Consider the following 12,667-nt stretch of genomic DNA (forward strand, 5'->3'; position numbering starts at 1 on the left):
AGTGTGTTTCAATTTTTGAATTTTTATATTCTAAAGCAATAATACACCGATTGAAGAAGGAAGCTTTCAAATTAGGTGATGATCCAGTAATAGAAGCTCCAATAGACCTTTATAATCCTTCTTATTTTAATGTTGGTAACAATTTTACTGCTCGACGAAACTGCAAAATTAGGGCTTTCGATTTTTATGAAGGATATATATATACTCCACGAATTATTATTGGGAACGATGTTCACTTTGCCACTAATTGTCATATTGCCGCAATTAATCGGATTGTAATAGGAAATAATGTCACTCTTGCATCCCATGTAACCATCATCGATCATAGTCACGGTAAAAGAAATTATTCTGACTTACTTATACCTGTTTTAAAAAGAGAATTGACTTCTAATGGCCATATAAACATTCAGGATAACGTTTGGTTGTGTGAGCATGTAGTAGTTCTGGCAGGAGTTACTATTGGTAAGAATTCTATTATTGGGGCGAATTCTGTAGTTACAAAATCAATTCCTTCAAATTGCATTGCAGCAGGTGTTCCTGCCAGAGTTATCAGAAATATCGAAGAATGAGATTCTCAGTAGTTATTCCCACTTATAATGGTTCAAAATTCGTCGAAGAAGCCATATTGTCTGTTCTAGCTCAAACCCGAAAATTCGAGGAGATAATAATTTCAGATGATAATTCAACGGATGAAACTTTGGAAGTTTGCAAAAAGTATAATAATGAGATAAAAATATACTCCAATCCTCAAGGTCCTTCAGGTTTCGTCAATGGATGGAACAATGCAATTGCACTAACTACCGAGGAATATGTTGCGATCCTGCATCAGGATGACTTACTAAGCCCTGATTTTTTAGAAGGCATTGAATCTGCTCTCATTAAATTTCCAAGGGCGCAACATATTTTTTCTAGTTGTAATTACATAAACGGCAGTGGAGAAATCATGAGAATTTCAACAGCTACTTCAAACGAAATTAAATTATATTCCGGATTAGAATACATAAAAGCTTATCAGAAGGCAATTATTTCAGGACCCATCCATTTGCATCGTTGTCCAGGGGTGGTCAATCACCGGGACGTTTATAATAGTACCCTTTACAATTCTGCAGCTGGACATATAGCAGATGATGATTTTTTTTATAGAGTTGCGAAGCAAACATCCATCGTAGGAATAAATAAAGCTTTAGCTTCTTATAGAATGCACAGTAGTTCGGAAACCGGCAGTTTGGATGACATTGAGTTGGTAACTCGGCTATCTAATGATTATATTTTTCAATTCAGACAATGGCAAGGCGATCTTTTCGTAGATGCAGAGGTGTTAAATTTTTTTAAAGCGAATGCTGTAAAATTCACTAAGAGATTATTTTTTTATGGTCTGTTTAAGAGAAATATAAATATGATGGGAATAGCGTCTCGAAATTTTAAGATTATTCAACGGGAATTTAACTATAATATCCGTGACATTAAGGATTTGGTTATAGTGATTTACAGTCAAGTTTTGCGCCGAGGTTTGTATAAATAATATTCACAATGAATAATCGAATTCTTGTTGCGATTCCCAGTTTGTTGATTGGCGGAACTGAAGTTCAGACGCTTTATTTATGCCGGGCATTGGTTGATTTGTTTTATGAAGTTCATGTTGTTTGTTTTTTTGAATCGTCGTCCGAAATGATTAAGGAATACGAAAAAATTGGTGCTCAGATTCATTTATTAAGCCCAACTACTACGTCTAGGCCGAAAGGTGTGCAGCTAATACACTTTCTATATAAAAAATTAAAAAAAATTACGACTTCCATAGATCCGAGCATCGTACATACACAGTATATGGCCCCGGGAGCCATACCGATTTTCATATTTAAAATACTTGGTGCCAAAACTATTATTACTACAAATCATACTCTCGCGGCGGTCTATGGTAAAAACGTTTGGTTACCCAAATTGATAGCTAATTATTTCACTAGGTCTTTCATCTGCGTTAGTAAGGCTGCCGATTTTTCTTTTTTCGGCGAATCTCACTTACTCTCCCAATCAACAAATTTGGATCAAAATAGACATTTAACCATTTACAACTGTCTAAGTTTTGATTTCAATAGTGGTAACGACCCTTATCAATACAATAACGAGGGTATTTTTAAAATCGGCATTGTCAGTAGATTAGAAAAAATAAAAGGTGTTGATATTGTCTTGAGAGCTATAGCGAATAGTAGCTTGAAATATAGAAACATTAAATTGTTAATAGCCGGTGCTGGTGGTGAAGAAAGCAAATTAAGAGAACTGGCCAAAGAACTTAAAATCGACTCATTAATTGAATGGCACGGTCGCCTAAGTCAGAAGAAATTGCCTGCATTTTTCCGTTCCAATTGTGTACTGATTGTGCCATCAAGACTGGAAGGGTTTGGGCTTACTGCTATTGAGGCAATGGCTTTCAAGCTCCCTGTAATTGCAAGTAATATTGGCGGTTTACCGGAGATTGTTCAACATGGTTATAATGGTCTTTTATTTGATTCTGAAAATCATATTGATCTTAGCAACAAGATTATTGATTTATTGAATAATCCTGAACTAAGAATTCAAATGAGTGGAAATGCTGTATCCACCGCAGATAAATTTTCGTTTGAACGTTATAAATCGTCCATAGATATACTTTATTCCAAAGTTACTGGTACTGTCTGCTAATATGGAGGAATCAAAGACACTAAATTTTTATAAGGTAGTTTTTTTTACATCTCTGCTACCTTACTTGACCACCCTACCATTTCTGCCGACGACGATCGGAGGGTTCAATTTTTCTGGACTTGCTTGGTTATCAATGTTATTGTACTCTTTATTTGTAATATTAAGGGAAAGAAGAGCTTCAATGCCATACTATTTCTGGCTGCCATGGATATTTTACATTCTTATTTATAATTTCTTTGTCTTTTCTTTTGACGGCCTCCAACTAAGTCTGCAATACCTTTGCTTTATTGTAACTGGAATTGCGGCATCTTCCTTAACCTACTCTCCGTCGGTTATAAAAATCCTTTTGAAATGGCTTAAAGCGCTTACTTTATTCGTAATTATCTGGGTTTATAGTACCACTTTGATTATCGGAGGAGGGACACCATACAGTGGACAAATTGTTATGACTGCAGTTTTACTAGCTACCTTATATCTTTCAATTTTCTTTGTTTCGAATAATAAAAAGAGTCTGACAATGTATGCTTTGCTTTTAATTATTCCTGTCATTAATATTACTAGATCGCCAACAGCAGCTATGCTATTAATCGCATTTTTTCATTTTGCAAACACGAAAATCAATACAAAAATTCTATCTGCGTTACTCATTATTTTCATTGGCCTATCAATTTTTTTGTTGCCGTCATTTCAGGAAAAGATGTTCTTTTCTGGCGGAGGTTCTATTTCTGAATTAAGTTGGAACAATGAAAATATGAATACCAGCGGGAGAAACACCTTAAGAGTAGTTTTAGAGAAAGGTTTGATGGACAATCCTCTCTTGGGGAATGGTCCCCGGTCGGACTTGTTCGCTTTTGAAAAAGGACAACTTCAGATTCGTGAAGCACATAACGATTACCTTTCAGTTAGGTACAATTACGGCTATGTGGGGTTGGGATTGTTGCTTTTTGGTTTTATTGCTCAGTTTATAAAACTTTACCAGCTTAGAATGAATAATAACATGAGTAAGCTGCTCCAAATAATTTTAGCAACTGCTCTTACCGCCTTTATTCCTTGGTCTCTCCTGATGTACACAGACAATATTCTTAAATATTCTGTTTTTTTTGGGAGTTTTCATTTTTGTTTTATCGGGACATTATACAGCATTATTAATATGAAAAAATGGACATTAGCGTAGTAATAGCTCTCTATAATAAAGAAGACACTATTCATCGAGCAATTACGTCTGTGCTAAACCAAATACTTTTGCCCAGGCAAATTATTATTGTGAATGATGGATCAACAGATAAATCTTTAGAAATCGTTAGAGACATTGATAATGGTTTAATTAAGATAATTACACAGAAAAATTACGGCGTTTCCGCTGCTCGAAATGCTGGTATTGATGCTGCTAACTCTCAGTGGATAGCTTTTTTAGACGCTGATGATGAATGGGAAGAAAATTTCATTAATAATGTTACTGAAGTATATAACAAATTTAGTTTTGTTAGTATGATTGCAACAGCATACACAACCGAGATCAATGGAGTACGGTCATCGATTAAACTTAATCAAATTTCTTTTAGTCATGACTTTGGTGTATTAACTAATTATTTTGAAGTTGCAGCATGCTCCTCTCCGCCTATTAACTCGTCATCGGTAGCAATCTTAAAATCCGCTATCTCAAGTATCAAGGGATTCCCAACTGGAATTAAGTCTGGCGAAGACTTGCTGACCTGGGCCAGGATAGCGTCAAAATTTGAAGTAGGTTACCATTTAGTTCCGTCGTCTATTTTTCATTTGGATAATGCAAATTCCTACAAAGACAAGCCTTCAAGGGTCCCTGATTCGGAAAATTGTGTAGGTATCGAGTTGGAAAATATTTATATAAATAACCCAGACATCAAAGGAATCAAAGAATATATTGGATTATGGTATAAAATGAGAGCCTCTATCTACTTGAGATTAGGAAGTAATTCAAAATCGTTTGAAGCAATTTTGCATTCTTTAAAATGGTCAGTGAACTGGAAGTTATTTATCTACATTAGTTTACTCTTAATTCCTGCGAATCAAAGAGTAAGATTATTTTCAAAGATTAAACACTAAGAGTCTGAACCCCTATGCAATTAGCGCCAGTTGTAATTTTTTGTTATAATCGACTATCTAGTTTAAAGCAAACAATCAATTCGCTTAAACTTAATAATCTGGCCTCAGATTCAGAGCTTCATGTGTTTTCTGACGGGCCCAAAAACGATAAAGATATTTCCCAAGTAATCGAAGTCCGGAGTTATTTAAAAGGCATCACAGGCTTCAAGAGCTGCAAAGTTGTTGAAAGTCAATTAAATAAAGGTCTTTCTAATTCTGTAATCGAAGGGATAACGTCAGTACTGCGCGAGTATGATTCTGTTATTGTATTAGAAGATGATACTGTGCCCTCCGACAACTTTCTCTCATATACAAATCAAGCATTGCAAACGTACCGATCGAGCCAATGTGTATTTTCTATTTCAGGTTATACCCCTCCGATAAAAAGCTTGAAAAATTTAAGTAAAGATGGATATTGGGCATCTCGAGCTTCTTCTCAAGGTTGGGCTACATGGAATAATCGTTGGCTTGGTATTGATTGGGATGTTAAAGACTATGAGTCATTTCTTAAAGATAAAAAGGCTATCAATGCGTTTAACCAGGGAGGAAGTGACTTATCTAACATGTTAACTCGACAACAGAGAGGTGAAATTAATTCCTGGGCCATAAGATTTTGTTATCATCAATACAAAATGGGAGGCCTCACCTTATACCCAAAGTTAAGTAAGATCCATAATGTCGGGTTTAACAGTGGAGCTACAAACTCTTATTCATTTGACCGTTATAATTCTCAGCTAGACGATTCTAAAAAACGCAGTTTCAATTTACCCACGGTAAGTGATTCCACTCCCGATGTTACTGCCGCGTTCCAATCCTTCTATGGGATTCGACAACGAATAGTAGGTAGGCTTCGTACTTACCTTTTTCGTTTCACTAATTTTATTCAGAACGCCAATTGAAAATTAGATATAAAGGCAATCGAGATACTAATTCGAAAGTTGCGCTCATCACGAATATCCCTGTCCCTTACCGTGAAAAGACTCATGAAATCTTAAATAGCTTTTTTGGAATAAATTACAATGTAATTTATTGCGCCTTGTTGGAACCCAATCGGAAATGGAAGTTGGGATCAGGCAATTACAAAAAAATTTTTTTATCAGATAAGGCAAACACTTTCTTTCACAACAATCTGGCTGTTTGGCGGACTTTAACGGACCTAAAACCGGATGTGGTCATTACAACAGGTTTTTATCCGACGATGTTATATGCATTTTTTTGGGCTATCATAAATAGTAAGGCGCACATTAGCTTTACAGACGGAACTTATCTCTCGGAGCGAAAATTAAGCCGGGTACACAAATATCTTAGAAAAATTGTTTACTCGAAATCTCATGCTTTTATTGGTCCGGGTAAGGGAAGTTTTAACCTGTATAAAAGTTATAACATTCATCCTTCCAGAATATTTTCAAGCTGTTTATGTATAGATAATGAGTTGTTTAACTCCATAGATTTCGACAAACGGGAGTTTGATCTGATGTTTGCCGGCCAGTTAATCGAGGGTAAAATGCCATATTTTTTTCTTGAAGTTGCGAAAAAGGTTAAGGATAGCTTAGGTCATTGCAGAATTCTGATTTTAGGAGATGGAATTTTAAAAGAAGAAGTGTTTTGTAAGTTAAGGGAATACGAATTGGATTACGAGTATCCTGGATTTGTGGATCAGCTCTTATTGCCAGGGTTTTATTCAAAGGCTAAATTATTTTTATTTCCCTCTAAGAATGACACTTGGGGTATTGTCGCAAATGAAGCGATGGCTTCTGGAGTGCCGGTAATCACGTGTGAAAACACAGGTGTAGCAAATGACTTAGTAGTGCATGGTCAAAACGGTTATGTATTACCGTTGGACGTTGATATTTGGGCAACTCATTCCATCAAACTCCTTCAGAATGGTGAATTGTATAAAAAGTTTTCTGAAAGCAGTTTTCAAGATGTTCAAAAGTATAATTCACTTAGTGCTGCGGAAGGTATTATTGGATCAGTAGAATTTAGTGTTTCTCAAGTAAAACAGTAATTCTAGGATTGCTTGAATGAATCGCAAGTTTTATTCAAGGCGAAAGTTTATCATATTTATTTTATTCTATTATCATTTCGTTCATGCAAGTCGCTGCAAAAGTCAAGAAACCGTTAAAAAGGAAAATTATGTTAATAGAAGCTGTTAGAGGATTAGCAGCAATGTATGTGGTTCTTGGACACATTGTACTGATATTGCAACCTTATAAATTCAACCCAGAATATTCATTCGCAGTTAAAACAGCATTTGGATATGGGCATTACGCTGTTATTCTGTTCTTTATTGTTTCAGGCTTCAGCATACATTACAGTTCTGAATCTATAGACTTTACCCAGAAAAAGAGATTAAAAGAATATTTTCTAAAACGGCTTAAAAGAATTTATCCTATTTTTTTTGTGTCAATGATTTTATCGCTGATAGTCTTAGATATTACTTCTACTCCTTCAAACATCAGTAGAAATATTTTTAGTTTTTTTTTTATAAGTGATATTGCTGATGGCTCAATCGTTCTGCCAATCCCTACAAATTTTCCAATATGGTCATTAAGTTACGAGATGCTTTACTATCTGTTATATCCCTTTCTGGCAATTCTAATTGCCAAGTATGGAAGAGATAAAATTTTCATAGCTGTTCTGATCGTCAGTTTAGGGAGCTCAATTTATCCAATTTTTTTCTCTCCTAATCATTTTACGAATGTCATGGGGCTTTTGATTATCTGGTACATCGGAGCGTACATAGGGGAAATGAAAGTAAGAAATGAGACGTTGGAGATTGCGAATATTAAAGGATGGATAGTTGCTTTTTTAGGATTAGCATTAACGCTCGAAAAGGCCTTTTCTTTTACTAACTGGGCATGGGGAATATTCTTCGCCTTGATAATGACCCTGTTTTTGAGTAAGAAAAATGATAAATCCAGACCAATGGAAATAATTATCTCAAGTATAATGCTTTTGATTTGCTATGGTCTAACCTTTCTACCCGACATTGTTACTCATCAAAAAATTCTGCGTCTGATTGTTATTGGATTCTTTATTATTACAGTCATTCTTTACTTCGTTTCGCTTATTACGATTAAAAATATTATTAGAAAAACGCTTCTGCCATTTTCATTCTCCGGTGCTTTTTCATATGCCTTATATATATATCATTGGCCAGTTTTGGTATTATTTTATTTTTTATTTTCTAAAATACTAAATCAAAATATTACCATGATGATATTGGGAATAGTGGTTTATATTCTTTTTATACTAATATTCTCATGGTATAGTGAAAGTAAGTTACAACCTAAATTCGTAAGACTGTTAAACAAAAATCCGTTAACTCGAGATGTACAGAAAGCTGAGAATTTTATACAGGATAACGGAAATTTGAAAGAGAAAAACTTAGTATAGAAAATGATTTTGACACTTAAAATAATTAAATGCCTATAGATATTAAAAAGTCTACAAACAGGGTTCTTTGTATCCTTCACATTCCTCCACCAATTCATGGTGCGGCCTTGGTAGGAAAATATATTCAAAGCAGCCCAGTTTTTAATAAACGTTTTCATGTTGATTATATCAATCTTTCAACGTCTTCCACGTTAAATCAAATCGGACGGGGAGGAATTAACAAAATTCTATTGCTGCTTAAAATGCAAACTAAGGTTTTAAGAGCCTTGATAACCAATTCCTATGACATATGTTATGTGACTTTAACTGCAAGAGGGCCTGGTTTTTATAAAGATCTGTTTGTAGTGCTGCTCTTGAAAATGTTTAAGAAAAAGATTATTTATCATTTCCATAACAAAGGGGTTTCTTCAGCGGGTGCTAATAAGATAAATGATTTACTTTATATAATAGCCTTTAGAAACACCAAGAGTATCTTATTATCTGAAAATTTATATTCCGATATTGAAAAATATGTTCTCAAAAAGGACATTTACTTTTGTGCTAACGGTATTCCATTAATTGAGGCTTCACCAAAAGTTGATCAAAAGATCAGTCAACCCTGTCGCTTGCTATTTTTATCAAATATGATGGAAGCTAAGGGGGTTTTTATTTTAATTGATGCTTGTAGATTATTGAGGGATAGGAGCGTTTTTTTTGAATGTCATTTTGTTGGAGATTGGTCTGATATTTCAGAGCAATTATTTAATCTGGAAATTGAACATAAAAATCTAACGCAGGACGTTTTTGCCCATGGTAAAAAATTCGGGACAGAGAAGCATGCTTTTTTAGCTAATTCAGACATTTTTATCCATCCCACATTAAATGATTGCTTTCCACTGGTACTATTAGAGGCTATGCAATTTGGGTTGCCTGTAATATCTACTAAAGAGGGCGGAATTCCAGATATTGTCATTGATGGTGAAACGGGATTTTTAGTTCCTCATATGAATTCAATAGCTCTTGCGGATAAGATTGAGCTTTTGATTAATCGGGCCGATTTGCGTTTAAAAATAGGGGGAGCAGGGAATAAACGTTACCAAGAATATTTTACTCTGGAAAAATTTGAAGATAATTTCGTCCATATAATGGAGTCAGCTATCGAAACTTAGCAGCTCATTGCTCAGCCTTTAACAAATACTGAAAAAAATTTCCTTACTTTCGCGTCATTATAACATTCTGATCCTGAATACGTATACGAGCCCATCCGGTTCCAGAACGTGCCGCTGCTATCTATGAATAAAGAATATCCCGGCTATACGCCGTCTACTGTTACTAGTCTGGGTTATCCAATATTTAATGGCAGTCTGAAAAATATCCCTCGTCACAAGAAGACGCTTATTAATACCATCAACCAGTATTCTTACTGTATGGCTGAGGAGGATGAAACCTTCAAACAAGCCCTGCAAACTTCTGATATCTTATTGCCCGACGGTATGGGCATGGTAGCGGCAGTACGCTTAATGGAAGGGGAGAAGGTCACCAAAATAGCTGGTGCTGATCTGAACGAGCATTTGCTGGAGGAGTTGAATAAGAATGGTGGCAGTTGTTTTTACCTGGGTTCATCTGAGCTAACGTTGCAAAAGATTAAAGAACGCCTTGCTTTAGAATATCCTGGCATCACTGCAGGGTTCTATTCTCCCCCCTATAAAGCTAAATTCAGCAACAAGGATAACGCAGGAATGCTTGATGCGGTAAATAGCTTCAAGCCTGACGTATTATTCGTTGGTATGACAGCTCCTAAGCAGGAGAAGTGGGCGCACGAACATAAAGCTCGTCTCGATGTTAAGATCATCTGTTCTATAGGCGCTGTCTTTGACTTCTATGCAGGTACTGTAAAAAGACCTCATGACTTCTGGATCAACCTAAGACTGGAATGGTTTATCCGTTTGATTAAGGAACCTCAGCGCATGTGGAAACGCTATTTATACTATGGCCCTGTCTTTATTCATCTGGTAATAAAAGAGAAGCTAAAGAAACAACTAGCCTGGGTTAGAGCATAACTTTTAAAAACCTGACTAGTCTTTCTTTGCTTTAAGAATTTCAACCTTTTCTTTTTCACTTTGAAGTAATCGCTCCAATAAAGCAACCTTTTCATTGTACAACTCAACTATCTTCTCAATTGGGTTGAACGTGAAAGTTGGGTTATAATTAACTAATCCACTTGTGTTATGTAAGGTGCTGGAGATAATGTTTATCACAGCTTCATCTGAGAAATTCTTGATAGCTTCCGCAGGAACTCCCAGCACAGTCGCTATCTTTTCGAGAACTTCTTCCTCGATATTTTCACTTTGCTCCATCTTGGAAACAGCCTGCTGGCTGATGCCTAGTTCGGCAGCAAGTGTTTCCTGCTTCATGCCACGAAGTTCCCGGATACGGCTTATTTTCCTTCCAATATGAGTTGCTGTTTCTGACATGATACCAGGTTTTAATCCATCAAATATATATTAATAAATATACATGGAAGATCCCGTTAATTTTCATTCTTCACCCTTATTGTGATCATCCTTTGTCTGGTTAGCAACATTTGGAAATTCTTTAAGATTGAAAGCTTAGACCGGCAGGGACAGTGTTCGGTTCTGAATAGGGTCAGGTTGGGCTACTATTAGGCTGGCTATGGTTTAAAAGCGGTTCGAGCCGAACAGGACCCGAACCAGACCCGAACACAAGGCCTCTTTTGTACTCAAATGACTTCTAGTATATAAGCATGCTCTGAATAACCCTGAGAATCTTTTTTAAATTCCTGTAGAGACATGGCAAAAACAAAAAGCCTAGTAAAGAGCCTTCTTCATTCCAAAACTGTACTTCACTCCCACGTTTAATACAGTGAACGCATCCTTGGATTTATTATCGTCATTTGCAGGTTCGTAGCCATCCAGCATCTCTGTGAAGGCGAAGTTATGCTGCAGGTTTACATTGAGATTTATTGGACTATCAGGATTAAGGTAGGTGCTGATCTTGAAATGAAATCCCAAATTTACCGGTACCGTAAAATCGGTTCCTTTATAGGTGATGCCGCCGAAGCCATCCGTGGTTAGGGCATTAGGCTTGGAGATGTTACTCATGATCATTCCGACACCAGTGCCTGCGTAGATATTGTACAGCATGTAATGGGCTATGCGATCTTCAGGCTCCAGAAACTGGCCCAGGCTTACGTTGCCGGTCGCGGTGACGCGGTTAATGTTATTCTCATAGCTTTTACCATAGATATCGAGATCTTCGCGTCCTAAACGTCCGTAGGAGTATTCCACGTTTCCAAATAAAAAGGGATTTACATTATACTGAACTACAGCACCAAGGCTGGGATTAATATCTGAGTTGGTTACATCTGTAAAAGGCTGGGTAAGGCCAAAATGCAGGCCAGCGGTAAAACCTTTATCTAAAACTTGTGCGGAGACAGAAAAGAAGGGAACGAGTAAAAGTAAGGTGGCGTAAACACGTAAAGTAAAGATTTGTTTCATAGGAGCGATTGTTGGAGGGCGAATTTAATAAAGTTTCTTAATAATAAAATAGGAAGGTTGGAAGGGGGAAGTTGCAGTGGCAGGAAGAGAGTTGCAGTTGCAGGAAGAGAATTGCAGGAAAAAAGTTGCCGTTGCAGGCAGGAAGTTGCAGTAGCAGGATGCTCTGCCAGATGAATTTCCGTATTACTCGATAATTCCAATCGAAGCATGTCACTCTAAAGGAGCATGACAGAGGGCTCGCTCAGAATCCATTAACAAATTAACAAATTGCCAAATTTGCACATTGTTACAAAGCGTACTTTATCCCAAAATTCAGTGTAGTGAACGAATCCTTTGTTTTATTATCAGCGTTTGCAGGGTTATAACCATCCAGCATTTCGGTGAAGGTGAAATTGTGCTGCAGGTTTATGTTGAAGAATAGAGGGCCTTGGTCATACATGGATCGCCCGGTTCTGAAGTTTACACCCAGGTTGATTGGGACGAGGAAGCCGCTGCCTTTATAAGTGACGCCACCCTGGTCATCGAAAGTAACGGCGTTAGGTTTAGAGATGTTGCTCATCAATACGCCTGCACCGGTGCCGGCGTATATATTGTAGATCAGTTGATGTGCTTCGTTTCTTTTGGGTTTTAGAAATTGTCCAAGGCTAACGTTAGCAGTGGCGGAGATACGGTTGGTACGATTGCTATAACTTTTACCATACTTATCCACATCCTTACGGGCAAACTTGCCGTTGGAGAATTCTGCATTGATGAACGTAAAAGTGGTGGCATTATACTGAACAGATGCTCCGAAGTTTGGATTGACGTCCGATTGAGCAACGTCTGTGAAGGGCTGGGTAAGCCCAACGTGTATACCGGCGGCAAAGCCTTCTTCTAAAACTTGTGCTGATGATTGGGTATAAATAAAAATTGAAAGAGCGAGCAAAAAGATGCTGCGTAACGGAAAGATACTTTTCATAGAAGGATTTAAATAG

At 36.7% G+C, this 12,667-nt stretch carries 13 protein-coding genes; 10 read left to right on the forward strand and 3 right to left on the reverse strand.

The window, feature by feature from the left end:
- The first annotated feature begins 50 nt into the window (after positions 1-50).
- From AC1MCB_RS18170 to AC1MCB_RS18215, 10 genes are all read left to right on the forward strand, one after another.
- Entirely contained in the window at positions 51-569 is a 519-nt protein-coding gene (locus AC1MCB_RS18170) for an acyltransferase (RefSeq protein WP_479966136.1), read from the forward strand.
- The gene (locus AC1MCB_RS18175) at positions 566-1,522 is read left to right on the forward strand and encodes a glycosyltransferase (protein WP_479966137.1); all 957 of its coding nucleotides are present in this window, start codon (positions 566-568) and stop codon (positions 1,520-1,522) included. Before AC1MCB_RS18170 ends, AC1MCB_RS18175 begins: the two co-directional genes overlap by 4 nt.
- An 8-nt stretch (positions 1,523-1,530) precedes the next feature.
- Positions 1,531-2,676: a glycosyltransferase family 4 protein gene (locus AC1MCB_RS18180; protein ID WP_479966138.1), complete on the forward strand. Its 1,146-nt coding sequence runs from the start codon at positions 1,531-1,533 to the stop codon at positions 2,674-2,676.
- A 346-nt stretch (positions 2,677-3,022) separates the two neighbouring features.
- On the forward strand, positions 3,023-3,850 hold the full coding sequence (locus tag AC1MCB_RS18185) for an O-antigen ligase family protein (protein WP_479966139.1): 828 nt from the start codon (positions 3,023-3,025) through the stop codon (positions 3,848-3,850).
- Positions 3,835-4,758 carry a glycosyltransferase gene (locus AC1MCB_RS18190; RefSeq protein ID WP_479966140.1) on the forward strand — a complete coding sequence of 308 codons (924 nt, stop codon included), beginning with the start codon at positions 3,835-3,837 and terminating at the stop codon, positions 4,756-4,758. Before AC1MCB_RS18185 ends, AC1MCB_RS18190 begins: the two co-directional genes overlap by 16 nt.
- Before the next feature lie 14 nt (positions 4,759-4,772).
- Entirely contained in the window at positions 4,773-5,696 is a 924-nt protein-coding gene (locus AC1MCB_RS18195; protein ID WP_479966141.1) for a glycosyltransferase family A protein, read from the forward strand.
- The gene (locus AC1MCB_RS18200; protein WP_479966142.1) at positions 5,693-6,805 is read left to right on the forward strand and encodes a glycosyltransferase family 4 protein; all 1,113 of its coding nucleotides are present in this window, start codon (positions 5,693-5,695) and stop codon (positions 6,803-6,805) included. The genes AC1MCB_RS18195 and AC1MCB_RS18200 overlap by 4 nt, the downstream gene beginning before the upstream one ends.
- An 83-nt stretch (positions 6,806-6,888) precedes the next feature.
- Positions 6,889-8,196, forward strand: a complete 1,308-nt coding sequence (locus AC1MCB_RS18205) for an acyltransferase family protein (RefSeq protein ID WP_479966143.1) — start codon at positions 6,889-6,891, stop codon at positions 8,194-8,196.
- A 29-nt stretch (positions 8,197-8,225) separates the two neighbouring features.
- Positions 8,226-9,344 (forward strand): glycosyltransferase family 4 protein, encoded by a 1,119-nt coding sequence (locus tag AC1MCB_RS18210; RefSeq protein WP_479966144.1) that lies wholly within the window; start codon positions 8,226-8,228, stop codon positions 9,342-9,344.
- 123 nt (positions 9,345-9,467) lie between these two features.
- A complete protein-coding gene (locus AC1MCB_RS18215; RefSeq protein ID WP_479966145.1) occupies positions 9,468-10,235 on the forward strand; it encodes a WecB/TagA/CpsF family glycosyltransferase in 768 nt (255 codons plus the stop codon).
- Between the two features lie 15 nt (positions 10,236-10,250).
- On the opposite strand, the gene AC1MCB_RS18220 is transcribed toward AC1MCB_RS18215, so the two are convergent.
- The 3 genes from AC1MCB_RS18220 to AC1MCB_RS18230 all read right to left on the reverse strand — a co-directional run bounded on the left by AC1MCB_RS18220 (position 10,251) and on the right by AC1MCB_RS18230 (position 12,651).
- Positions 10,251-10,649 (reverse strand): helix-turn-helix domain-containing protein, encoded by a 399-nt coding sequence (locus AC1MCB_RS18220; protein ID WP_479966146.1) that lies wholly within the window; start codon positions 10,647-10,649, stop codon positions 10,251-10,253.
- 354 nt (positions 10,650-11,003) lie between these two features.
- Positions 11,004-11,693 carry an outer membrane beta-barrel protein gene (locus tag AC1MCB_RS18225; RefSeq protein ID WP_479966147.1) on the reverse strand — a complete coding sequence of 230 codons (690 nt, stop codon included), beginning with the start codon at positions 11,691-11,693 and terminating at the stop codon, positions 11,004-11,006.
- 286 nt (positions 11,694-11,979) lie between these two features.
- A complete protein-coding gene (locus AC1MCB_RS18230) occupies positions 11,980-12,651 on the reverse strand; it encodes a DUF6089 family protein (protein ID WP_479966148.1) in 672 nt (223 codons plus the stop codon).
- Between the last annotated feature and the right edge of the window lie 16 nt (positions 12,652-12,667).

It is taken from the genome of Daejeonella sp. AP26 (assembly GCF_056680515.1).